Raw genomic sequence first — 23,994 nt, forward strand, 5'->3', positions numbered from 1 at the left:
CCCCCCAAAATGAGGGGTTTATAAAATAAACTAGCTCTTCGCTATTGAAAAAGCCTAGTAGTAGAATCAAATACTTAGGTATAGCAATCCGCTTTAACTCCCGGATTAATCCGGCAAAGGTCTCCTTTTGAATAGCAATATGTTGCAAAAAATCGGCGTGTGGCTCATTGTGGGTTTGGTCTTGTTTACTGTTTTTAAACAGTTCGACAAGCCTAAAGATCAGAATCAGGTCACGTATTCTCAATTCATGGACGATGCCAAAGCAGGCAAAGTTAAGAGAGTGGATGTGCAAGGTCGCACATTGCAGGTGACTCCAAATGACGGCATTAAATACTCCATCATCTCCCCAGGGGATATTTGGATGGTTGGCGACTTGATGAAGTTTGGTGTCCAGGTTACTGGTAAAGCAGATGACGAACCGAATATGTTGGTCTCGGCTTTGTATTACCTCGGACCTACTTTATTGATCATTGGTTTCTGGTTCTTCATGATGCGTCAGATGCAAGGTGGCGGTAAGGGTGGAGCATTCTCTTTCGGAAAATCGAAAGCACGTCTCGTTGATGAGAACAGTAATACTGTGACCTTTGCTGATGTTGCAGGTTGCGATGAAGCAAAAGAAGAAGTCTTTGAGATTGTCGATTTCTTAAAAGACCCACAAAAGTTTCAAAAGCTGGGTGGCCATATTCCGCATGGCGTATTGCTAGTAGGCCCTCCGGGTACTGGTAAGACTTTGCTGGCTCGTGCGATTGCAGGTGAAGCGAAGGTGCCATTTTTTGCGATCTCTGGTTCAGACTTTGTCGAAATGTTTGTTGGTGTCGGTGCATCACGTGTGCGCGATATGTTTGAAAACGCCAAGAAGAATTCGCCTTGCATCATCTTTATTGATGAGATTGATGCTGTTGGTCGTCATCGTGGCTCTGGTATGGGCGGCGGTAATGATGAGCGTGAGCAAACTCTCAACCAGATGCTGGTCGAGATGGATGGTTTTGAAAGTAATAGCGGTGTGATCGTGGTTGCTGCGACTAACCGTTCCGATGTTTTGGACAAAGCCTTATTACGTCCAGGTCGTTTCGATCGTCAAGTACACGTAGGCTTGCCAGATATTCGTGGCCGCGAGCAAATTCTGCAAGTGCATATGCGTAAGGTTCCAATTGATCCAGACGTCAATGCAGCAGTATTGGCACGTGGTACCCCTGGTTTCTCAGGTGCCGATCTAGCAAACCTAGTAAACGAGTCAGCATTGTTTGCAGCCCGTCGTAATAAGCGCGCTGTGGATATGAAAGACTTTGAGGATGCAAAAGACAAGATCTACATGGGTCCTGAGCGTAAATCAGCTGTAATGCGCGAAGAAGAGCGTCGTAATACGGCGTATCACGAGTCTGGTCATGCGGTGGTCGCCAAGGTATTGCCTAAGGCTGATCCAGTGCATAAGGTCACCATCATGCCGCGCGGCATGGCTTTGGGTGTTACTTGGCAGTTGCCTGAGTTTGATCGTGTGAACTTATATAAAGATCGCATGATGGAGGAGTTGGCGATTTTGTTTGGTGGCCGTGCTGCTGAAGAGGTGTTCTTGAACTCCTCAAGTACAGGCGCTTCAAATGACTTTGAGCGTGCTACCAAAATGGCGCGTGATATGGTGACTCGTTATGGCATGAGCGATAGCTTAGGGACGATGGTCTACGTTGATACAGAGTCTGAAAGTATTTTTGGGCGCAATAGTACGAAGACAGTTTCTGAGTTAACTCAGCAAAAGGTAGATGCAGAGATTCGTGCATTGGTGGATAGCCAGTACGCATTGGCAAGATCGATCCTTGAGCAAAACCGTGACAAGGTTGAGGCTATGGTGACTGCATTGCTTGAATGGGAAACCATTGATGCTGAGCAGATTACCGACATCATGGAAGGTCGCCCACCACGCGCTCCAAAGCCACCACCAGCAACCCAGTTTGGTAACTCTGCTGGTACGCCGGGTCCTGCTGCCGGGGCTGCCCCAGCCACTGCGTAGTAAAGTGAGCAAGCAAACTCTGCCCGCAACATGGTGTTGCGGGCGTTTTCTTTATGACTTTAGCAAACGTCAGCGCCCACTAGTGATGGGCATTCTGAATGCCACGCCAGATTCCTTTTCTGATGGTGGTAAGTTCAGAACTCCAAGTGATGCTATTGCCCAAGCGGAGCGCATGATCGCCAACGGTGCAGACATGATTGATATTGGCGGTGAGTCCACTCGCCCTGGTGCTGAACCCGTCTCTTTGCAAGAAGAATTGGATCGCGTCTTGCCAGTGGTTGAGGCATTAAAAGATTGTGGCGTCGCCTTATCAATTGATACCTATAAAGCCGAGACTATGCGTCAAGCTCTCCAGGCTGGAGTTGATTGTGTTAATGACATTTGGGCATTGCGACAAGAGGGTGCAGTAGAGGTCATCATCGAGAGCGATCAGCGAAATCCAAATAAGCAATGTGGCATTATCTTCATGCACATGCAGCGCGATCCACAGACCATGCAATTTGATCCCGAATATCAGGATGTCATTGCTGAAGTGAAAGCATTTTTGCAAGAGCGTGCAGCATTACTAGAGAGCCAAGGTGTTGCCAAAAATAGAATTGCTATCGATCCCGGTTTTGGCTTTGGCAAGAGCCTGAAGCACAACCTCAAGATGCTGACAGAATTTGATCAATTCTCGCAATTGGGTTATTCGGTGCTGGCGGGGATGTCTCGTAAATCCATGTTGGGTAAATTAACGGGTCGTGACACTAACGATCGTGTAGCGCCTAGTGTGGCAGCCGCCATTTTGGCTGCCGATCGGGGGGCTCAAATTATCCGTGTCCATGACGTTCAAGAGACGGTCGACTCCTTGAAGCTCTGGGAAGCTATTCAGGAATAAGCTAGCTAGTCAAATACCCACAAGTTTTATAATCAAGCCCATGAAAAAACAATACTTTGGTACTGATGGTATCCGCGGTGAAGTAGGACAATTTCCGATTGTTCCGGAGTTCATCACGCGCCTTGGTTATGCTGCGGGCAAAGTACTGGGTAGCCAAGCAAAGCCTGGTGAGCGCTGCAAGGTTCTGATTGGTAAAGATACGCGTGTCTCAGGTTATTTATTAGAAGCTGCCTTAGAGGCTGGCTTTGCTGCTGCTGGTGTTGATGTGATGTTGTGCGGTCCAATGCCAACTCCTGGGGTTGCTTACCTTACTAAAGCATTGCGCTTATCTGCAGGCGTAGTCATTTCTGCTTCACACAATCCTTATCAAGATAACGGTATTAAATTCTTCTCCGCACAAGGCGGTAAGTTAAGCGATGAGTTTGAATTGGCTATTGAAGCTGAGCTCGCCAAACCGATGGGTTGTGTCAGCTCAAAAGAATTAGGCAAAGCATTTCGTATTGATGATGCTGCTGGTCGCTATATCGAATTTTGTAAATCGACTTTCCCTGGCGAGCTCAATCTCAAAGGTATGAAGTTGGTTGTCGATTGTGCTCACGGAGCCGCATACCATACTGCCCCTCATGTCTTTCATGAGCTGGGTGCTGAAGTAATCTCGATTGGTGTTCAGCCCGACGGCCGCAATATTAATGACGGCTTTGGTGCTACAGCCCCTGCAGCATTAATTGCTAAGGTTAAAGAAAGCAAAGCAGATCTCGGTATTGCTTTAGATGGTGATGCTGATCGTTTGCAAATGGTCGATGCCTCTGGCCGATTGTTTAATGGCGATGAACTGCTTTACGTTCTTGCCAAAGACCGGATTGATCGTGGCCAAATAATTGGTGGGGTCGTTGGTACCTTAATGACAAACCTTGCCGTGGAAAATGCTATTAAGGATTTAGGCATTGGCTTTGAGCGCGCGAATGTAGGCGATCGTTATGTCTTAGAGTTGCTTAAACAAAAAGGCTGGATTATTGGTGGTGAAGGTTCAGGTCATTTACTTTGCCTTGATCAACATTCAACGGGTGATGGCATCATTGCTGCATTACAGGTGCTGGCAGCGATGAGTCAGACTAAGAAGAGCTTGGCTCAACTCCTGGATTCCGTAACAATCTTCCCCCAAGTGCTTTTAAATATCAAATTCAAGCCTGACTATGATTGGAAGTCCGATGAGGTCCTCAAATCCCAGATAAGCCAGGTCGAAAGCGAACTCAAGGGCACGGGTAGGGTACTTATCCGCGCCTCGGGTACAGAGCCAGTCCTGCGGGTCATGGTAGAGGCTCAGGACGGCGATATAGCCATGAATTTAGCTAAGGGTATTGCCGATCTCATACCAAAATCATAAGTCATTGAATTAATTGGATTAATTTCAATTAAAGTTCTTGTCATAAAAGAGACATACACACATCGTATTGTTCAAGCATCGCAATGTTGCGTATTTCTCTGAGGACCTACCTACATGAACTCATTTTTGAAAAAAGCGTTAGTTGTTAGCGCAATTTCATTTGCCCCAGTTGCATTTGCCGCGGACATGACCGGCGCAGGCGCAACATTCCCATACCCAATCTACGCTAAATGGGCCGAAGCCTATAAAGCAAAAACGGGTTCTAACTTGAACTACCAATCTATTGGTTCTTCAGGTGGTATCAAGCAAATTAAAGCCAAGACTGTTGATTTCGGTGCAACCGACAATCCAGTGAAATTTGAAGATTTAGAAAAAGATGGCATGGTTCAGTTTCCAGCCATTATTGGTGGTGTAGTGCCAGTGATGAACGTGGATGGTGTTAAGCCAGGCGAACTCAAATTAGATGGCCCAACATTAGCTGATATTTTCCAAGGCGTTATTTCTGACTGGGGTGACAAGCGTATTGCTTTGATGAACCCTGGTGTAAAGATTCCTTCTGGCCCAATCACTGTTGTTCACCGTGCTGACGGTTCTGGTACAACAGCGATTTTTACTGACTACTTAGCGAAAACTAGCACCCTCTGGAAAGATGCAGTTGGTGCAGGTGCTTCTGTTAAATGGCCAGCTGCTTCATCTGTTGGTGGCAAAGGTAACGAAGGTGTTGCTGCAAACGTTTCTCGCGTAAAGAATTCTGTAGGTTACGTTGAGTATGCATACGCCAAGAAAAACAAAATGACTCACATTTCTTTGAAAAACAAAGATGGCAATTATGTGCAGCCTGATGATGCAACCTTTGCTGCTGCTGCTGCTGGAACTGATTGGTCTAAGATCCCAGGTATGGGCACATTTATCACCAATGCTTCTGGTGCTAAGTCATGGCCAATCACTGGTGCATCTTTCATCCTCTTGTACAAGAACCCAGATAACAAGGCAAATGCTGCCGAAGTAATGAAGTTCTTTGACTTCGGATTTAAAGAAGGCAAGAATATGGCTTTAGAGTTGGATTACGTGCCAATGCCTGATGTAACAACTGACTTCATTCGTAAGAATGTATTTTCTAAGGTTGTTACTAAGTAAGCTTGGATGATTAAGATTTCTTAATCATTACTGAATAACAGCCCCATCAAAAGTGGGGCTGTTTCAATATTTAAATAAGCATAATCATGATTGAATCGACCCAGTCTCACTCAGCTCCGACGCCACAGGCGCTTAGCATTGCCAAGGTACAGCGTATTCAGGATTTCCTTTTTCATGGAATTACTCAATTCTTTGCTTTGACTGTCTTAATCACCTTGCTCGGCATTATTATTTCGCTAATCACGAACGCTTGGCCCGCTTTGAGTACCTTCGGCATCGGTTTTTTCTTTAGCGAAGAATGGGATGTTGTTCAGGGTCAGTTTGGCGGTCTAATTGCGATCTATGGCACCTTAGCCACGTCTATCATTGCTTTATTGATTGCCGTTCCTCTGAGCTTTGGTATTGCGGTTTTCCTCACCGAATTATGTCCAAGCTCTCTTCGTCGACCTTTAGGAACTGCGGTGGAGTTGCTAGCAGCTGTACCTTCCATTATTTACGGTATGTTTGGTTTGTTTATTTTTGCACCCTTATTCGCCGAATATATCCAGCCAGCCCTGGGTGGAACACTCGGTCAGATTCCTGGTTTGGGCATTCTATTCTCAGGTGCATTTAACGGCATTGGCATCCTGAGTGCCGGCTTGATTTTGGCAATGATGATTTTGCCTTTTATTGCTTCTGTGATGCGCGATGTATTTGAGATTGTTCCACCTGTACTCAAAGAGTCTGCCTATGGTATCGGCTGTACTACTTGGGAAGTGGTTAAAAATGTAGTCCTGCCTTACACCAAGGCTGGTGTGATCGGCGGTGTGATGTTGGGTCTAGGCAGGGCGCTTGGTGAAACCATGGCGGTCACCTTTGTTATTGGCAATGCACACCGCTTATCTCCATCCTTATTCTCGCCAGGTACTTCAATCGCTTCCACACTCGCTAATGAGTTTGGCGAGGCTGAAGCGGGCAATCATTTATCTTCCTTATTCGCCTTAGGTTTGGCGCTTTTCATCATCACATTTATTGTGTTGGCATTGGCTAAATTGATGCTCAACAATATGGAGAAGAAGCAGGGCTTAAAAACATGAGTAATTTTTCCAATATTGATTCCTCCCTTTTTGCGAAACGTAAGCGTGCCAATAAGATTGGACTAACCCTGTCTATGGGCGCCATGGTCATTGGCATGATCTTTTTATTATGGATTTTGAGTGTGTTGTTATTTAAGGGCTTTGCTGCCCTCGATATCTCGTTATTTACTCAAAGCACACCAGCGCCAGGTTCTGAAGGTGGTGGCTTGGCCAATGCGATTCTCGGAAGTCTCATGATTGTTGCCAGTTGTACATTAATCAGTACGCCAATAGGTGTGCTGGCTGGTTTATATCTTTCTGAATATGGGGATAGGAGTAGGGTAGCTGCGATAACCCGTTTTGTTACTGACATCATGTTATCCGCTCCATCCATTGTGATTGGTTTATTTGTGTATGCGCTCGTAGTTGCCCAAGTACGTCACTTCTCAGGCTGGGCCGGTACGCTTGCTTTAACTTTGATTGCGGTTCCAGTAGTTGTTCGCACTACCGAGAACATGTTGCGCCTAGTCCCTGGCAGCTTGCGTGAGGCTGCTTATGCCTTGGGTACGCCGAAGTGGAAAGTGGCTTTTAAGATTTCCTTAAGAGCGGCGCAAAGCGGTGTGATGACTGGTATTTTATTGGCCTTAGCTCGGGTGAGTGGTGAAACAGCACCTTTATTATTCACTGCGCTAAATAATCAGTTCTTCTCCACCAATATGAATGCGCCAATGGCCAATTTGCCAGTAGTCATCTTCCAGTTTGCAATGAGCCCATACGACAACTGGGTAGAGCTTGCTTGGGGTGGTGCACTATTAATTACTTTTGCTGTATTGGGCTTTAATATTTTGGCTCGAGTGTTATTTCGCGAGAAGGTCCAAGGGTAATGAGTAATATGAAAACAATGTTTGACTTAAACAAGATCGATGGTCAAGGAACAGTAATGAACGAAACGACAAGCCAAAACGCACAAACTCCGGTTAAGAATGCAATCGAAGTGCGTAATCTAAACTTTTTCTACGGATCCTTTCAGGGTTTGCAAAATATAAACTTGGATATTGAAGAGGGCAAAGTAACCGCCTTTATTGGCCCTTCTGGTTGCGGCAAATCTACATTGCTCAGAACCTTGAACCGTATGTATAGCCTGTATCCAGGTCAACGTGCCGAGGGTGAGATTAATTTCTATGGCCAGAATATTTTGACCCCAGATCAAGATGTGAACCTACTACGCTCAAGAATTGGTATGGTTTTCCAAAAGCCAACTCCATTCCCAATGTCGATTTATGAGAATATTGCTTTTGGTGTACGTCTTTACGAAAAGCTTTCCCGCTCTGAAATGGATGAGCGTGTGGAGTGGGCCTTAAATAAGGCTGCTTTGTGGAACGAAGCAAAAGACAAGCTGAACCAAAGTGGTTTATCTCTTTCCGGTGGCCAGCAGCAGCGTTTATGTATTGCCCGTGGTGTGGCTGTTAAGCCTTCCGTAATGTTGCTAGATGAGCCAACCTCTGCCTTGGATCCAATCTCTACAGGTAAGATTGAAGAGTTAATTAATGAACTGAAGCATGAGTATACGATTGCGATTGTTACTCATAATATGCAGCAAGCTGCGCGTGTATCGGATTACACTGCCTATATGTACCTAGGAAGCTTAATTGAGTTCGGCAAGACTGATGAAATCTTCATCAAGCCTAAGCGTAAAGAAACAGAAGATTACATTACCGGCCGTTTCGGTTAATTGGAGAAATAAATGCAAGATAAGCACCTTTCGTCACAATTCGATGCCGATTTAAATGGGCTTTCAAGCCGTTTGCTAGAAATGGGCGGTCTCGTTGAATCCCAAATTTCCACAGCGATGCGTGCATTTACGCAAATGGATATTGAGACGTGCAATGTTGTCATCCAGAACGAAAAGCTGGTTAATGATTTAGAAATTCAGATTGATTTAGCCTGTACTGAACTCATTGCTCGTCGTCAGCCTACCGCTCGAGATCTCCGTCTCGTCATGGCTGTTTCAAAAGCGATTACCAATTTAGAGCGTGCCGGTGATGAGGCTGAGCGCGTTGCTAAGAGAACTAAGCGCTTAATCGAAGCTGGAGCCACTCACAACATTAATGTTGCCGAAATTCGTTTATCTGGACAGATGGCAATCTCTCTCTTGCGTCGCAGCTTAGATGCTTTTGCAAGGTTAGATACAGTTGCTGCTGCAGAAGTAGTTCAGGAAGATCGCCAAATTGATGAAGAGTTTAGAGGCTTTGTTCGTAAGCTGATCTCATACATGATGGAAGATCCTCATACGATTTCAACCGGTCTGGATATGCTGACTATTGCAAAGGCGATTGAGCGTATTGGCGATCATGCAAAGAACATTGCTGAATTCGTTATTTATATTGCCAAAGGCTCTGATGTGCGTCATATCCCTCATGAGGATTTGGTCCGCGAGGCAAATAAACCGTAACTCATCAAAGCGGAATTTCAGATGACTCACCGAATATTGATTGTTGAGGATGAGCCTTCGATTGCGGAGCTGATTGCAATCAACCTGACTCACGCTGGCTATGAAGTTGAAAGGGCGCTTCAGACTGATCTTGCTCTGAATATGATGCGAGATCAGCTGCCCTCTCTTTTGATCTTAGACTGGATGCTTCCTGGTAAATCAGGTGTTCAGTTTGCCAAAGAGCTGCGTGCAAATGAGCGTACCCGCTCTTTACCTATTCTGATGCTGACGGCCAAGAGCGATGAGTCCGATAAGGTTTTGGGCTTGGATTCTGGTGCAGATGACTATGTAACCAAGCCTTTCTCACCTAAAGAGTTGGTTGCGCGGGTCAAAGCGATTCTACGTCGCCAAACCCCATTAGAAGACTCTGGACCTTTGGCTGTGGGTCCTCTGAGAATGGATCCACTTTCGCATCGTGTGACTGCTGTTTGGCCTAATATGGAGCCTCAATCTATTCCCTTGGGGCCTACCGAATACCGCTTGTTGCAGTTTTTGATGTCCAATCCTGAAAGGGTGCATTCCCGGACAAATTTACTCGACAAAGTCTGGGGCAATGAGGTCTATATCGAGGAGCGAACGGTTGATGTTCATATCAAGAGATTAAGGGCGGCCTTGTCACCTACGGACTGCGATCGCTATATAGAGACAGTGCGTGGCAGTGGTTACCGAATTACCAAGATGCCGACCCAGACCTAATTAGAATCGAGCTTTACGCTAGAGTTTTGGGTCTGATGGAGCAGATGCTCTAAGATTGTCGTATGTTATCTGTTATTTCTCGTTTTATTGTGCTGATTTGCCTGGCTTTTCTTGCGGCATACATAGCATCCTCCAATTTAGGCTCCTTCTCGGGTGTTGCGGCTGCAATATCTGTTCTATCAATTCCCCTGATTTATTCCTACATCAATTTAGCTCGTCTAAGAAAATTTACCTTATCGGACTCAGTCGAATCCATGCCTTTGCCAAGTGGCTATTGGGAGGAAATCTTTTTTCGCCTGCAGCGTTTAGTCCGCAATCTCAAGCAGCAAATACTCTCTATCGAAAAACAGCACCATCGTTTCATTGAGGCTTTTCAGGCCTCTCCCAATGGCATTGTGATGCTCGATAGCGAAGATCATATTGAGTGGTGTAATGCCATTGCTGAGCGCTTCTTTGGCTTGAGTTTTAAGCGTGATGCGCTCCAAAGGATTAATTTTCTGATACGACGCCCAGAATTTATCCAGTATTTATATAAGAGGGAATTTGAGGATCCATTGTTGATGGAGAGAATGGGGCCAAACGCTAATCTGAGTTTGATGTTGCAAATTTTCCCATTCGGTGATCAACGACATCTCTTGCTTGTACAGGACGTCACTGATCTTCAGAAGGCTGATGCAATGCGGCGTGATTTCGTGGCTAACGTTTCACATGAAATGAGAACGCCAATTACTGTTTTGATGGGTTTTTTAGAGACTATGCAGTCGCTTGACCTAGATAGATCCCAGCAAAGCCAATATTTTGACATGATGATGTCTCAGGCTCAGCGAATGAAGAGTTTGGTGGAAGACTTACTAACTCTGGCCAACCTAGAGGCCAACACCTCACCCGCCCCATTACAAGAAATGAGTATTACTACTCTGATGGCTCTTGTAAAGAATGATGCAGAGGCTCTCTCACGGGGCCACCATATTCTTAGCTTTGAGATCTCAAATTCAAATAACTTAATGGGAGAGGAGCGGGAGATTCTTTCTGCATTTGGTAATCTGGTTTCCAATGCTATTCGATATACACCAGAAACTGCTTCAGTTAAGGTGAGATGGAGCGTGAATGAACGTGGGGAAGGCGAGTTTTCAGTTGCCGACACGGGGCCGGGCATTGCATCCGAGCATCTTTCAAGGCTGACTGAGCGCTTTTATCGCGTGGATAGAAGCCGATCTAGAGATACTGGAGGCACTGGTTTGGGATTGGCGATTGTGAAGCACATTGCCAACCGCCATCAAGCCCAACTCATTATTACTAGCGCCCCCGGACAGGGCAGTACCTTTACTCTTCGATTTCCTAAGGAGCGTATTTCAGAATAAAGGCACGTATATTACTTAGTCCTTCTTGTCTTTCTTATCCTTCTTGTCTTTCTTATCCTTTTTCTTCTTAGACTCTTTAGGAAGCTTGTCTAACTTACCATTGGCATACAGGCACCAAACCTTGATTTCCTCAAATAGCTCATTTAAGTCTTCATAAGATAGATTTTTAAAGTCTTGTAGGCCAATAGCACCAGATTCTTGTAGCTGTTTTACAGCATCTTCATATTTATATTCGCTCATGGGTATCCGGGTAAAAAGTAAAAAGAACTGATTCATGCTATCAAAGTAATATGACAAAAGTGCTTTTTTCGCATCTGGAAGCGCTTTTATTCGGGATCGGGGGGAGATTTGGGCAGGGAATACCCCCCGTCCAATACTAGGGCGCTGGCCTCCAGCCCCCTAGTTGAGTAATCTAGTAGGTCGGCATTAAATAATTTTTCTGACCCTAAGGACGGTGTATACAGTAGCACCGGCAATTGCCATGAGAACCATGACGAAATAAAAAGATTCTTTAAGACCTGGCAGGTCCTCCATATTCATGCCCATAATGCCGGTTAGCAGTGTCATCGGCAAGAAAATGACGGTCATCACAGATAAAACTTGCAGATTTCTTGCATTGAATTCTGCAACGTGAGCAGCTTGCTCATCCTGCAATACTTTGGCGCGATCATATAGATTGGAAATCTCTTGCACTAAGAACGAGAGTAAGTCTAAATCGTCATTTAGGCGGAGCTTATCGTCCTCAGAGAACCAGTAAGGAAGGCGTTTTTGTAGGCGATGTAAGGCAATCAGTTCGGGAGAGAATTGACGCCTCAGGCGGCTACATTGGATTCGAATCCTACCCAAAAACTCATGCTCAGGAAGCTCTTTTCCTTTGAGTAGAAGTTCTTCCAAGTCATCCATCGTTTCAGATAAATTATTGAGGAGGGTGCGCAAGTATTCTGCGCGTAAATCAATCAGCTCATGAAAAAGTTCGATTGCGGAGCTCGGATTGAGTAGGCCGGACCGTAAATCTGATCGTAAGCGATCTGTCGTTCTCAGCGGGATATTTCTCAAGGAGATCATGAGTCGTGGGGTAAGGATGGCCCAAAGGGTGCCTAAGTCACCATTACTCAGGTCATCCCCAAACTCTTGTTCAAAATCATTCATCACCATCAATAGGCAGTCGTCTAGCTTTTCAATTCTCTCTAAGCGACTACGAGTTACGCCCTCATCGATCATCTCCACAACCCGATCCGGGATGAGGGGAGTGTTTTTAAGCCAGCGCTGTACTTGAGAGTTGGATAGATTGAGATGCAACCAAACTGATAAATCTGAATTATTTAAGGCATCTGCAATATCAAATAAGGGAATTTCATAATTCTTGCCATCCGTTGTCATTGCCCAAGCAAAAACAACTCCATTAATGGGGAAGGGAAGAGTAGGAATTAAAGTCAAGATGAATTTCCTAGGATAGTAAAAAATATCTACTCATTGTAAGTGTTTGACATCAGTCTGAAATACTCAGGCGATAAGATAAAACAGTTAAAATTAATTAACTCTGTGGAGGTTTGTATGAAGCGATTTTTTGTTAAAGCACTGATTATTTGGCACGAAATTAGAGTGGCCTATCGCAATCGGAATACTCAACATCGTCTAGGTAGTTAAAAGCGCCAAGTGAACCCGATCTCTGAGCGAGAGGCATTGATGCCTGTATTGCTTGCGATGATCCCCATATTTGCGGCGCTTCTCATATATGAGATGCCAACATCCACACTATCGCTTGCCGAGATGATGGCCGCAACTAAGGCGTAGTTGCTCAGATATTGTTCGGTGCTGGGTGGATTAGTCGTCAAACCCAAATCCACTGCCAGCCTGACCTTGTCTGCTACCCTCCAGACGGGTGCCATAGAGAAGAACCAGATATTGGTCCTATTTTCTGTAATACCAGCACCAATGCTGTAATTGGTGTTGTATAGGGACTTGCTATACATTGCATTGAAGTGAACTTCTACTACATCCCAATATCGTGAAGCAATCAGATTGACCCCATAGTTTGGTAGTGCGAGGTCCAGTCCAGCAACCTGCTGCTGCGGGGATCCAGGTAGCGTAATGCTAGGTTTAACTGCCAAGCCCCACTGATCATTTTCAGCAAAACGCCATTTCATGGCGATTACCTTATTAGATAAAGGTGAGAAGCTGCCCCTTGGGGCTGCAAAGTAGGTGCTACCCAAGGATAGCTCTACATTGTCTGTAAGCCCTCGGGTATAGGTAAATGGGAAGGCCTTAGCCCCTTGCCCGCCAAAATATTCTTCTCCGGGAGTAATAATATCTGCGGTATTCGCAGATCCGCCACCATGTGAGGCCGTAGTAAAAAAATACTGCTCAATCTGATTTAAACCCTGAGGTACTGTACCGGCATCATCTGTATTGAGTGGTTCAAACGCCTGGCATACAAGCGGAATCAGCAGTAGGAGGACGGCAATCGATCGCATTTAACTAGAATGCCCAAAAGCGATTGATTTTAATTGCAAAGCATTACAAATCGATGTCAAAAAAGAGCTGATTCCTTGGTGAATTGACTCTAGGATTGCAATCAATCTGAAATATTTCCCTCTTAATATCTAATCCTACTGCTTAAGAGGGGGCGTCATGAATACGAACAGCGATATGAATCTATCTACTATATTTCGGCGCAATCTTGATACGCATGTACCAGATGGCATTAATATCAAGCAGGAATTTCTCAATGAAAAGTATGAAAAAATTGAATGCCGCGCCAGTATATTTCTGGTTGATCAAAAGTACGCCTTAAATCTGGATGAACTTATTTAGCGATTGAGCCATGGAAAAAAAATACAACGTTCTCTTTCTTTGCAATGAAAACTCTGCGCGATCGATTATTGCGGAGGCGCTGACCACTACACTAAGTCATGGTCGCTTTACGGGATATTCTGCAGGCGCCAAGCCTAGTGGCACAGTTCACGAAATTGCTTTAGAGATGGCTAAGTCCATGGGATTTCCCATTCAGCTTCTGAGAAGCAAAAGTTGGGATGAGTTTAGTCGCGAAGGCGCTCCCAAGATGGATTTCATTATTACCTTGTGTGACACTGCTATCGCTGAGGAGTGCCCGATTTGGCCAGGGCATCCCTCAACAGCCCACTGGGGATTTCCTAATCCAGCTGATTCTAAAATTGGGGATGATGAAAAAATATCTCAGGCATTTAAGCGGGTAGAGATGGGATTGCGGAACCGAATTGAGTTGCTGATTGACTTGCCGATTGAAACTTTGAATAGACTGCAAATCCAAGACCAACTTCATAGCATTCATTACAGTAGTTAACTCAAGCGACTCTCAGCATTATTTGTATTGTAGGAATTTGAATTGCCGATATTTTAATGTCACGACAATGACATTAAAAGTGGCGAACATAAAACTCACTCACACTATAAGAAATTACGTATGCCTTTAACCAAAATTGCCTATCCAATTTTATTTATTACTCTTCTTCTGCAGGCAATTTGGGTTGAGGCTGCGGCTATATATCCCATTAATAAGGCTTCGATTCTTGTAGGCTCATCATTTGATATCAAGATTGAATTTGATCAAGAGCACAAATTTGAAGATTTAGATATTCAGCTTAATAATGCACCCATCAAAGCGCAGATCAAATCACAGCCAGTATTTATTTCAAATGAATCAGGAAAAGGAAGTTCTCTGATTTATCGAGATGTTCAACTTACTAAGCCTGGTCAATACTCTCTCATTGCTAAGAGTGGTCAGGAGAGTATTCAGGTGAGCTGGGATGTCTATGCAAGTGGTCCTCGAAAAGTAAAGAATGTCATCTTCTTTGTTGGTGATGGGATGACGATTGCGAATCGTACTTCAGCTCGTGTTTTATCTAAAGGTATTGATGAGGGTAAATATCAAGGTAAGCTGTCATTTGATGACATGCCTAATATGGCGCTCATTGGAACGTCCGGATCTGATTCCCTCATTACCGATTCTGCAAACTCGATGAGCGCTTACACAACCGGTCACAAGACTGCGGTGAATGCCATGGGGGTGTATGTTTCACGAGCCACAGATAACTTATCTCACCCTAAAGTAGAAACTATTTCTGAATTAATTAAGCGCAAAACGAAAATGTCGGTTGGCATTGTCTCGGATGCGGAATTACAAGATGCGACTCCAGGTGCTATGGTGGCTCACACCAGAAGACGCGCAGACAAGCCCTATATTGCTGATCAACTATTTGCTAGTGGGGCTGAGGTCATTTTAGGTGGAGGCTCTGCTTACTTTTACCCGCAGTCTACTAAAGGGTCTAAGCGCAAGGATGATAAAAATCTTGTAGCCCAATTTGAAACTTCGGGATACTCCATTGCCTTAAACAAACAAGAGTTATTGGCAGCAGGCAATGCTAAGGAAACTAAAAAGCTATTTGGTGTATTTCATCCAGATAATATGGATGGATCTTTAGACCGTTTTTTCTTAAAGAAAAATACAGTAGCGCAATATCCTGATCAGCCTGATTTAACAGAGATGACGCAAGCAGCTATCAACGTCTTATCCAAAAATCCTAACGGCTTTTTCTTGATGGTTGAAGCTGCTTTGATTGATAAGTTTAATCATCCGCTAGACTGGGAGAGAGCTGCTTTTGACACCATTATGTTGAGTAATGCCGTACAAATTGCAAAAGATTTTGCAAAGAAAAACCCAGATACTCTGATCATTGTTACCCCTGACCACACTCATAGTGGCTCAATCAGTGGTGTTGTGAACGACGCCAAGCCAGGACCCCTAAGAGACAAGGTTGGCGTATATGCAGAGGCTGGCTATCCAAACTATCCTAAAGCCAATGTGGCAGGATATCCAAGTCAGATTGATGTGAGTAAGCGTTTGGCCTTCTTTTATGGAAACTATCCCGATCACTATGAGACGCTTCATCCAAAACTCGATGGCACATTTAAGCCAGCAGTCAAAGATGCGTCTGGCAAGTATGTTGCCAATCCCAAATATATCCAGCTACACGAAGACGCTATTCATATGACTGGCAATCTTCCTTTACACCAAGAGATGGGTGTTCACACGGCTGATGATGCAGTGCTAAATGCTATGGGCCCTGGATCGGAAAAGTTCCGCGGATTTATGGACAACACTGAGGTATTCAAGGTCATGGTTGAAACTCTTGGCTTGGGTTATACCAAGCGTTAGTTAATAAATTGAGCAATGCCATCTAAGACCGCTCACTTCAGATGGCTCCCCATTTAACCGTGTTTTTACTTTATTAATTCATTGCTGTCATTCGATGGCTTTGTAGTTCACAATGATTGCTGACAAGAAATCTCTTGTTATGAATGGACTTGGTCTTAATGAAAAGAAAGTTATACGATTCACTGGTGGATTTAAGGCTGACAGTTTCTAAAGTCCTGGGGTTCGCTCAAGAGATCAAGCAGATCACCCCAATCACCACCATGGATGGGTTTGGGTTCGCGCAGGATATCTCTCATACACCTTCAGATGTCATTGAGTTACCGCCTAAAGAGGAGCTCATAAGGCCTAATGTACCTTTAAAGTCAAAAATAGACCTGACTTCGCTTGAGACGCGGTACTTTGATATTGCGGATGAGGGTGGCAACAGAAAGCTTGCGTATAGCATTTCTGGGAATATAAATGCAGAGAAAATATTACTTTGCTTGCCTGGCCTATTGGAGACCAAAGACTCCTTCACCGTTTTGCATACCTATTTTTTAAGATTTGAAGATTGCAAAGTAGTCAGCGTTGATTTTCCTGGAAGGGGAGATTCTGAGTCCATTGCATTGTCTCAAAACTACACCATGTCTCTCTACCTGTCAGATATCAAAAGCCTCATCAAGATACTTTTGATTAATCATTCATCGAATACCCAATTTACTCTTTTGGGTACAAGTATGGGTGGTGTGTTGGCCATGTACTTAACGCAATCACTAGGAAAAAGAATTTCCGAAATCATTCTGAATGACATTGCCTTAACTGTGAATTGGACTGCCCTCTATTCTTTATATAAATCCATGAAAAATGAAGTTGGTTTTAAAGAGGTTAAACAATTGGCAAAAGATTTGAGGGTGGATGAGAGGGCATTCGCAGATGTTCAATTGCCTGGTCACTTTGATTTAAGTTACAAAGCTGATGTATGGGGGATGAACTTTCATGAGGCTATGGAAGGCTACAAAGGTAAGGTAGCGCTTATTTATGGCGCCGACTCAAAGATATGTACTCGCCAACGTGTACGCTCAGCGAAGGCTGCAATACCTGGGTTAATTACTTTGGAGATCGAGGATGCAGGGCATCCAGTTCCATTTACACCCCAGGTGTGCGAGTTCATCCAACTGCAGATGAAGCTTAAATAAACTGCCACTAATTATTTTCTTTGAGAATAATTGGTCTAAAGCTAAAGGGCTGCTCTTGGGCAGGATTTACCTGAACTTCAACCGCCTGAACTTGATCGGCTCCCATTACTTGCAGTCGTAATACATTTTCCAGCACCTTTTTTTGATTCTTGCGATGCAGGGGCTGGTCAATTTTGAGTCGATGAGTATCGCCATGAATCAATAGCACTGGCTTATTAAAGATCTCCGACTTCGATATGAGGCTCTCTAATGTATCGCGATAGCCGCTGTCGCTACTCGTCAATTGGCTAGGCTTATAAAACATATCGGCTTGATAGGCAAAGATGATGCCATTCAAATTTCTTTGGGTAGCTAAGTTAAATGCTTGATCGATCCATGCTAGATTGGCTTGATTTCTATCTTGATATTCCTTGATGGCTGACTCTGTACCCTCATTATTGTTATTGGAACCAGGTATATGGATGCTGACAAACAGAAAATTATTCTTAATCCAGTAGGCGTTCTCTACATATTTGGAGTACCTTGGATCCAGATCTGCCTGCCTTTGAAGACGTATTGGATTTTTACCTAAGCTTTGATTAGTGCTAAAAAATACTGTCCTCAGCGCTTCCAATCTTTCTAGGGGATCGTAAGCGCCAGCTAAAATTCGGTGGCAGTCAGTCCATTCATTATCCCCAGGGCTGTACACCAAGGGTGTCTTGAAGCTTGAAAAATAGGATTTAATGATTTGATTGTGCTCATCACTACAAGGCGATGAGCCTGACTTAGTATCCCCAATAAAAATGCTGAAGCTAGGTTTGAGTCGGTTTATTTCTGTAATTAAGTTTTCAAAGCGTCGCAAATCCTGAGGTAGTGAGTAGGGCATATCACCTAGAGCAACGAACTTAAATGTCTGGCCAATCGCAGCTGTTGAAAAGCCGACTATGGTGACAGTAAGAAAAAATAGACCGAGGCGTATTGCTTTGAAAGATTTCATTTACTTATATTGTTCAGGTTCATCATTGATTTCTTTAATCTCTAGCTCACCGAAGATATACGTATTTTCTCCCATTTCTTTCCATCCCAGATCTTGAAAGGCATGCGTATATTCCCCTGAATACTTTTTCGATTTGCCGTAGAAAATATCTGTAAGCTCATCTTGCTCGTCTTCATCTACAGTTTCAGAAAAGTAGATAACCTTTTCCCCATCATAGGTCTTGCTAATTTCTGCTCCAGGTATATCACCTATACAAATACCCACTTGGGCTTGATACCGGCTAATGAACTTAGGTTTTATAGTAGTGGTGATGGATCCAAGCTTCCAAACTGTCCCACATTTAATTTCTTTATTCTGTTTTTTAAAGATATATCTTTGGACTAATGAGCCCATTTCAAGAGGGATAATTTGATACAGCATCTCATATCTCCTATAGTGAATTTAAGTTCTGATCATGCTCTTCAAGTATGACGATTCGGTGAAGATCGCTCGATCTGGATAATGTCTTTATTCTGTAATAGTTCCAGTTCATGATCACGCCTGTGAATTCACTACATACAACTATTACCTGCCCCCACTGCCGCGGACAAGAAACCCTAGAGATCCCCTTAGGCTACTCCCAGCATTTATATCGCTGCCCAAGTTGCAGCACCATTTTGAGGTCTAGATCAGGAGATTGCTGTATTTTCTGCAGTTTCGGAAGCCAAGATTGTTCTAGTGCGGAGCAAAATTTAGCTGCTTGAGCTCCTTCCCAGTAGACTAAGGTCTCGTTTCATGAATGTGTCATCAGAGTTTCATAAAATAGACATATTCAAGTAAACCTGCTTCTATTGGAAATGCTGTGGCCTTACAACAAAATAAATCCCTCATGAATGCAACTGAGCTTGTCGCTGCTGTCGACCTTGGGTCTAACAGCTTTCGTATGTTGGTTGCCCAAGTCGTCAAGACGCCCTCGGGTACTCAGCTTCGCCCGATTGATACGCTACGTGAGTCTGTACGCCTTGCTGCTGGATTAACGGATAACAAGTTATTGGGTAATGATGCCTATCAGCGCGGGATTGCAGCAATTCGGCGCTTTGGTGAGCGTATTCGGGGGTTTGATCCTGCCAATGTGCGCGCTGTAGCCACCAATACCCTGCGGGTAGCTAAGAATGCACCTCACTTTATCCGAGAGGCTGAGGAGGCCTTAGGTTTCCCCATTGAAGTTATTGCAGGCGTAGAAGAGGCGCGCTTGATTTATATTGGCGCTGCCCATGAAGTGCCAGCAGTTCAGGGCAATCGCTTGGTGGTGGATATTGGTGGCGGTTCTACCGAGCTGATCATTGGTAAAGGTTACGAGCCTAGGCTGATGGAAAGCCTCTATATCGGCTGTGTTTCTCATAGCCTGAGATTCTTCCCTAAGGGCAATATCGATTCCCATGCTTTTAAAGAGGCAGAGCTAGCTGCCAGAAGAGAAATTCAGGTTATTTCTGAGGCATATCTAAAGGCTGGCTGGAAGCAGGTGATCGGCTCTTCGGGAACTGCACGTGCTTTAGCCGAACTGATTGCCGAAAACAACTTCAATGGCCAGATAGATAATGCTGATGGCTTGATTACCCGAGATGGCTTAAGAGCCATGAAAAAGCATCTGTTGAAATATGATCACATCAATCAGGTAGAGCTTCAAGGTCTTAAAGATGATCGTCGCTCAGTATGGCCTGGTGGTCTTGCCATCATGATTGCTGTATTTGATGAGCTCGGTATTGAATCCATGGAGGTCACGGATGCTGCCTTGAGAATCGGTGTGCTTTATGACTTGCTAGGCCGCTCGCAGCATGAAGATATGCGCTTTGTGACGGTTGAGCAATTTATGCAGCGCTATGCTGTAGATCGGGAGCAGGCTAAGCGTGTTGGTAATCTCGCTGCCGAGTTCTTGGCGCAATTACCTAAGCCAGATGAAGAAAGTCGAGCGGACAATATTGCATTATTGCAGTGGGCCGCTAATCTTCATGAAATCGGTTTATCGATATCGCATAACGGATACCACAAGCATTCTGCATACATTGCTGGCAATGCCGATATGCCGGGTTTCTCAAAAAATGATCAAGCTAGATTAGCCGCCTTACTGATTGGTCACACCGGTAAGTTGGGGAAATTGGCGAATAACGCCTCCTTCTCTGATTGGCGTATGTTGTTTTGCATGCGACTTGCTCAAGTTCTTTGCCGTGGGCGTAGCGACATCAATTTACCCAAAGTAAAAGTCTCCGAGCACAATGGAGACTATTTAGTCAGTCTTTCCAAGGACTGGGCTAGAGAACATCCATTAACAGAATTTAGCCTGCAAAAAGAAGCGGCCGAATGGGAGCGCATCGGCCGACCTTACAACATTAGCTTGAAGTAATTCTTACTGCCCAAAGAAGTGTTTAGCGTACCGAGGATTGATATCTGATAGACGCAACATAGTCAAGACATCTGCTGTATTGAAGTCTGGATCCCAGGCAGGTGCGCTACAAATCTTGGCGCCTAACTTTAAGTAACCTTTGATCAACGGTGGAGGTTCTACTGCTAGGCCACCATTGAGTCGCTCGAGAGGTAAGGGTAGGCGTGGGAAGGCGTGGTTTTCAACTGGCGCCATCTGATCATTACTTAGTGAGTTATACAGACTGGCTGCAAAGTGACCGCCATCACCCATGGGGATGCTGGCACAGCCGAGCATGATTTCATAATCGTGCTTTAGCATGTATTGCGCTAAGCCGCTCCACAAAGCCATGATGACCGCGCCTGAACGAAAGTCTTCGTGCACACAAGATCTACCAAGTTCAACTAATTTAGGGCGTAAGTGATCCAAGCGGCTTAAATCAAACTCTGAGTCTGAGTAGAGACGTCCAATCTCTAGCGCTTTGTGCGGAGGGAGTACGCGATAGGTGCCGACTACTCTTAATGACTCCTGATCGCGTATCAGTAAATGATCGCAATAGGCATCAAATTCGTCAATATCCAGGTTTTCTGGATTGCTTGGAAGCTTGGCCCCCATCTCTTCTGCAAATACCTTGTAGCGCAGGCGTTGTGCTTCTTTAATCTCACTGGCGCTACTAGCCCAAGTAATTTGAAATGCAGGGCGCTTTGGCTTAGCGATTGCCTTCTCAACAACTGGCTCTATGGCTCTGAGCTCTGCTCTAGCTTTAGTGGCAAATTTTTTACCAAATAGCTTCTTCGCAATTTTTTTAGAAAAAAGCTTTTTTATCGCCTCAGTTTTACTCTTTTTAATCTTCTTTGGCTTTGCTTCAAAGCGCGAATTAAAGAGATCAAATGCAGCAAGCGGATTTGGAATATCAGACATGGTGTTCCTTAATTATTAATAATCAATAGTAAAAAATGGGTATTACCAATTGATGACAAGGGGTATGCAAATCGTTGCCCACAATAAGGCGGCAATGAGCAGGGCGAGCATGACTGCAGCCGAGCCAAAGTCTTTTGCTCTTTTCGATAGATCATGATGATCAAATGAAATACGATCGATAGCAGCCTCAACACTGGAATTCAGTAGCTCGACAACTAAAACCATGATGAGCGATGCAATGAGGGCGCATTTCTCAAGAGGGCTAATCGGCAAGAAAAGGGCAATGGGGCTCAGCACAACAAATAAGAAAAGCTCTTGTCTAAAAGCACTCTCCTCTTGAAATGCGTAGACTATGCCGCACCAAGAGTTCTTGGCAGCATGCCATGCTCTCGTGAGCCCCCGGTTCCCTTTATGGGGGTTTTGTTTGATGTCGTAAGGTGCTGACAAAATCAATGCTTAAGCAAGGGCGGTGGTATGAACTGCTGTCGAGGGCACGGGCTTTAGATGCTTGGCAAACTGTTCTGAAGCTGCTCTCCAAGAAAACTTCTCAGCATGTGCTCTGGCTAGTTCACGAGGAATCTTCAGAGCTTGCATACAAGCTATTTGAAGATCTTCATGCATTGCGCCGGCAGTAGAGTTGCCTAAAACATCAATTGGACCGGTCACTGGATAGGCTGCTACTGGCGTGCCACAAGCCATAGCCTCTAATATCACCAGCCCAAAAGTATCGGTTTTACTTGGGAAGACAAAAACATCGGCAGCAGCATATACCTTGGCTAACTCCTGTTGCTGTAGAACCCCAAGATAATTGATATTAGGATATTTTTCTTTAATACTGGCCATTGCAGGTCCATCACCAACAACCCACTTAGAACCTGGTAGATCTATCTCTAAAAAGGCATTGATATTTTTCTCTACCGCTACTCGACCAACATATAAAAAGATGGGGTGAGCGCTATTGAGGACTTTAGAGTCTTGCATTTTGAAAATATCTAAATCTACACCGCGAGACCACAGTACGACATTTTTAAGGCCGTACTTCTCGAGATCGTCTTTAACAACAATAGTTGGTGCCATCACAGCCATCGAAGGGCCATGAAACCAGCGAATAAAAGCATAGGTAATGGCCAAAGGAATTCCGGTGCGGGCTTTGACGTACTCAGGAAAACGGGTGTGATAGGCAGTAGAGAATGGCAAATTATTCTTTACAGCATAAGAGCGAGCTGAAAGGCCTAAAGGACCCTCTGTAGCAATATGCATTGCATCCGGCGCAAATTCTTTAATGCGGCGAGCAACTTCTTTTCCGGGGAATAAGGACAAGGCAATATCTGGGTAGGTAGGGCAGGGGATCGACTTAAAACCCGTTGGGGTAATCATTTCGACTTCATGACCCATGCCGATCAGTTCAGCTATCGTTTGTTTGAGCGTTCTCACAACACCATTCACTTGTGGATCCCATGCATCAGTAATGATCATAATTTTCATACGGAAACCTCTTTAATTAGTGCTGCAATCTCGGGTTGGAGAGTAATTTCAGGTACTTCCACTGGATCACCATGAATCTGAGTCCAGTAAATAATTTTGAGTTCGCCAGTTGTAGTTTCTACAAGCGCTGATAGGCTTTCGACCCAATCACCATCGTTGCAATACAACAGGCCATCGATTTCACGAATTTCTGCTTTATGAATATGGCCGCATACAACGCCATCACAATTTCTTAAGCGGGCTTCTCTAGCCATGATGTGCTCGAAGTCAGCGATATAGCTGACCGCATTTTTTACTTGATGCTTAAGATATTGGGAGAGGGACCAATATTGCAACCCCATCTTGACCCGAATCATATTGAAGTAGCGATTGATATATAAAATAAAGGAATACAGTGAGTCGCCGACATAGGCAAGCCATTTAGCGTATTGCATTACGCCATCAAATAAATCACCATGAGTTACCCAAAGCTTACGGCCATCTAAGGTCGTATGGATGACCTCTTCTTGCACCTTGATATCACCAAAGGACATGCCAAAGTACTGACGAGCTGCTTCGTCATGATTGCCGGGAATGTAAATCACTTCGGCACCCTTACGGGCTTTACGTAATAATTTTTGCACCACATCATTGTGGGTCTGTGGCCAGTAAAAGGACTGCTTTAAGCGCCAACCATCGATAATGTCGCCTACTAAGTAAAACTGGTCAGCTTCATTATGTTTTAAGAAATCGAGGAGGTAGTTTGCCTGACACCCTGATGTTCCTAGGTGTACATCTGAAATCCAAATCGCTCTGTAATGCGTCATGAGTAACTATTAAGCCGATTCATTATGAAGACC

At 44.5% G+C, this 23,994-nt stretch carries 25 protein-coding genes; 16 read left to right on the top strand and 9 right to left on the bottom strand.

Annotation, left to right across the window (positions count from 1 at the left end):
• Positions 1–127 precede the first annotated feature (127 nt).
• From ftsH to phoR, 10 genes are all read left to right on the top strand, one after another.
• Positions 128–2,005 carry an ATP-dependent zinc metalloprotease FtsH gene (ftsH, locus tag CL55_RS04035; RefSeq protein WP_046329974.1) on the top strand — a complete coding sequence of 626 codons (1,878 nt, stop codon included), beginning with the start codon at positions 128–130 and terminating at the stop codon, positions 2,003–2,005.
• 4 nt (positions 2,006–2,009) lie between these two features.
• On the top strand, positions 2,010–2,882 hold the full coding sequence (folP, locus tag CL55_RS04040) for a dihydropteroate synthase (protein ID WP_237150534.1): 873 nt from the start codon (positions 2,010–2,012) through the stop codon (positions 2,880–2,882).
• A gap of 40 nt (positions 2,883–2,922) precedes the next feature.
• Positions 2,923–4,266, top strand: coding sequence for a phosphoglucosamine mutase (gene glmM, locus CL55_RS04045; protein WP_046329976.1), 1,344 nt, complete (start codon positions 2,923–2,925; stop codon positions 4,264–4,266).
• 114 nt (positions 4,267–4,380) lie between these two features.
• Positions 4,381–5,403, top strand: coding sequence for a phosphate ABC transporter substrate-binding protein PstS (gene pstS, locus CL55_RS04050; RefSeq protein ID WP_046329977.1), 1,023 nt, complete (start codon positions 4,381–4,383; stop codon positions 5,401–5,403).
• Between the two features lie 86 nt (positions 5,404–5,489).
• On the top strand, positions 5,490–6,479 hold the full coding sequence (gene pstC, locus CL55_RS04055; protein WP_046329978.1) for a phosphate ABC transporter permease subunit PstC: 990 nt from the start codon (positions 5,490–5,492) through the stop codon (positions 6,477–6,479).
• Positions 6,476–7,342, top strand: a complete 867-nt coding sequence (pstA, locus tag CL55_RS04060) for a phosphate ABC transporter permease PstA (protein WP_046329979.1) — start codon at positions 6,476–6,478, stop codon at positions 7,340–7,342. Before pstC ends, pstA begins: the two co-directional genes overlap by 4 nt.
• 56 nt (positions 7,343–7,398) lie before the next feature.
• A complete protein-coding gene (gene pstB, locus CL55_RS04065; RefSeq protein ID WP_046331136.1) occupies positions 7,399–8,190 on the top strand; it encodes a phosphate ABC transporter ATP-binding protein PstB in 792 nt (263 codons plus the stop codon).
• A 12-nt stretch (positions 8,191–8,202) separates the two neighbouring features.
• Positions 8,203–8,910, top strand: coding sequence for a phosphate signaling complex protein PhoU (phoU, locus tag CL55_RS04070; RefSeq protein WP_046329980.1), 708 nt, complete (start codon positions 8,203–8,205; stop codon positions 8,908–8,910).
• Positions 8,911–8,931: 21 nt separating this feature from the next.
• Positions 8,932–9,645, top strand: coding sequence for a phosphate regulon transcriptional regulator PhoB (gene phoB, locus CL55_RS04075; RefSeq protein ID WP_046329981.1), 714 nt, complete (start codon positions 8,932–8,934; stop codon positions 9,643–9,645).
• Between the two features lie 62 nt (positions 9,646–9,707).
• Positions 9,708–11,006 carry a phosphate regulon sensor histidine kinase PhoR gene (phoR, locus tag CL55_RS04080; RefSeq protein WP_046329982.1) on the top strand — a complete coding sequence of 433 codons (1,299 nt, stop codon included), beginning with the start codon at positions 9,708–9,710 and terminating at the stop codon, positions 11,004–11,006.
• Between the two features lie 15 nt (positions 11,007–11,021).
• On the opposite strand, the gene CL55_RS04085 is transcribed toward phoR, so the two are convergent.
• The 3 genes from CL55_RS04085 to CL55_RS04095 all read right to left on the bottom strand — a co-directional run bounded on the left by CL55_RS04085 (position 11,022) and on the right by CL55_RS04095 (position 13,480).
• Positions 11,022–11,246: a hypothetical protein gene (locus CL55_RS04085; protein ID WP_156156263.1), complete on the bottom strand. Its 225-nt coding sequence runs from the start codon at positions 11,244–11,246 to the stop codon at positions 11,022–11,024.
• 186 nt (positions 11,247–11,432) lie between these two features.
• Positions 11,433–12,443, bottom strand: a complete 1,011-nt coding sequence (locus tag CL55_RS04090) for a CorA family divalent cation transporter (RefSeq protein ID WP_046329984.1) — start codon at positions 12,441–12,443, stop codon at positions 11,433–11,435.
• 206 nt (positions 12,444–12,649) lie between these two features.
• Positions 12,650–13,480, bottom strand: a complete 831-nt coding sequence (locus tag CL55_RS04095) for a hypothetical protein (RefSeq protein ID WP_046329985.1) — start codon at positions 13,478–13,480, stop codon at positions 12,650–12,652.
• 157 nt (positions 13,481–13,637) lie between these two features.
• On the opposite strand from CL55_RS04095, the gene CL55_RS04100 reads away from it, so the two are divergent.
• The 4 genes from CL55_RS04100 (at position 13,638) to CL55_RS04115 (ending at position 17,375) form a co-directional block, all read left to right on the top strand.
• A complete protein-coding gene (locus CL55_RS04100) occupies positions 13,638–13,820 on the top strand; it encodes a hypothetical protein (RefSeq protein ID WP_046329986.1) in 183 nt (60 codons plus the stop codon).
• Between the two features lie 10 nt (positions 13,821–13,830).
• On the top strand, positions 13,831–14,328 hold the full coding sequence (locus CL55_RS04105; protein WP_046329987.1) for an arsenate reductase ArsC: 498 nt from the start codon (positions 13,831–13,833) through the stop codon (positions 14,326–14,328).
• Positions 14,329–14,448: 120 nt separating this feature from the next.
• Positions 14,449–16,200, top strand: coding sequence for an alkaline phosphatase (locus tag CL55_RS04110; RefSeq protein WP_082091890.1), 1,752 nt, complete (start codon positions 14,449–14,451; stop codon positions 16,198–16,200).
• A 158-nt stretch (positions 16,201–16,358) separates the two neighbouring features.
• Entirely contained in the window at positions 16,359–17,375 is a 1,017-nt protein-coding gene (locus CL55_RS04115) for an alpha/beta fold hydrolase (protein WP_170216990.1), read from the top strand.
• A 7-nt stretch (positions 17,376–17,382) separates the two neighbouring features.
• Here the strand turns inward: CL55_RS04115 and CL55_RS04120 are convergent, their stop codons facing one another.
• The gene (locus CL55_RS04120; RefSeq protein ID WP_052728748.1) at positions 17,383–18,351 is read right to left on the bottom strand and encodes a hypothetical protein; all 969 of its coding nucleotides are present in this window, start codon (positions 18,349–18,351) and stop codon (positions 17,383–17,385) included.
• Complete coding sequence (locus CL55_RS04125; RefSeq protein WP_046329989.1) at positions 18,352–18,771, bottom strand: hypothetical protein; 420 nt, start codon at positions 18,769–18,771, stop codon at positions 18,352–18,354.
• Between the two features lie 110 nt (positions 18,772–18,881).
• Here CL55_RS04125 and CL55_RS10870 point away from each other — a divergent pair, with 110 nt between their 5' ends.
• Positions 18,882–19,094 carry a GDCCVxC domain-containing (seleno)protein gene (locus tag CL55_RS10870; protein WP_082091891.1) on the top strand — a complete coding sequence of 71 codons (213 nt, stop codon included), beginning with the start codon at positions 18,882–18,884 and terminating at the stop codon, positions 19,092–19,094.
• A 125-nt stretch (positions 19,095–19,219) separates the two neighbouring features.
• Complete coding sequence (gene ppx / locus CL55_RS04130) at positions 19,220–20,731, top strand: exopolyphosphatase (protein ID WP_046329990.1); 1,512 nt, start codon at positions 19,220–19,222, stop codon at positions 20,729–20,731.
• A 3-nt stretch (positions 20,732–20,734) separates the two neighbouring features.
• On the opposite strand, the gene CL55_RS04135 is transcribed toward ppx, so the two are convergent.
• From CL55_RS04135 to CL55_RS04150, 4 genes are all read right to left on the bottom strand, one after another.
• Positions 20,735–21,466, bottom strand: a complete 732-nt coding sequence (locus CL55_RS04135) for a GNAT family N-acetyltransferase (protein ID WP_237150555.1) — start codon at positions 21,464–21,466, stop codon at positions 20,735–20,737.
• 246 nt (positions 21,467–21,712) lie between these two features.
• On the bottom strand, positions 21,713–22,117 hold the full coding sequence (locus CL55_RS04140) for a diacylglycerol kinase (RefSeq protein WP_052728749.1): 405 nt from the start codon (positions 22,115–22,117) through the stop codon (positions 21,713–21,715).
• Between the two features lie 9 nt (positions 22,118–22,126).
• Positions 22,127–23,155, bottom strand: a complete 1,029-nt coding sequence (locus tag CL55_RS04145) for a glycosyltransferase family 4 protein (protein WP_046329992.1) — start codon at positions 23,153–23,155, stop codon at positions 22,127–22,129.
• A complete protein-coding gene (locus CL55_RS04150) occupies positions 23,152–23,961 on the bottom strand; it encodes a UDP-2,3-diacylglucosamine diphosphatase (RefSeq protein WP_046329993.1) in 810 nt (269 codons plus the stop codon). The genes CL55_RS04145 and CL55_RS04150 overlap by 4 nt, the downstream gene beginning before the upstream one ends.
• Positions 23,962–23,994 lie beyond the last annotated feature (33 nt).

The organism is Polynucleobacter duraquae (assembly GCF_000973625.1).
Lineage (GTDB): Bacteria > Pseudomonadota > Gammaproteobacteria > Burkholderiales > Burkholderiaceae > Polynucleobacter > Polynucleobacter duraquae.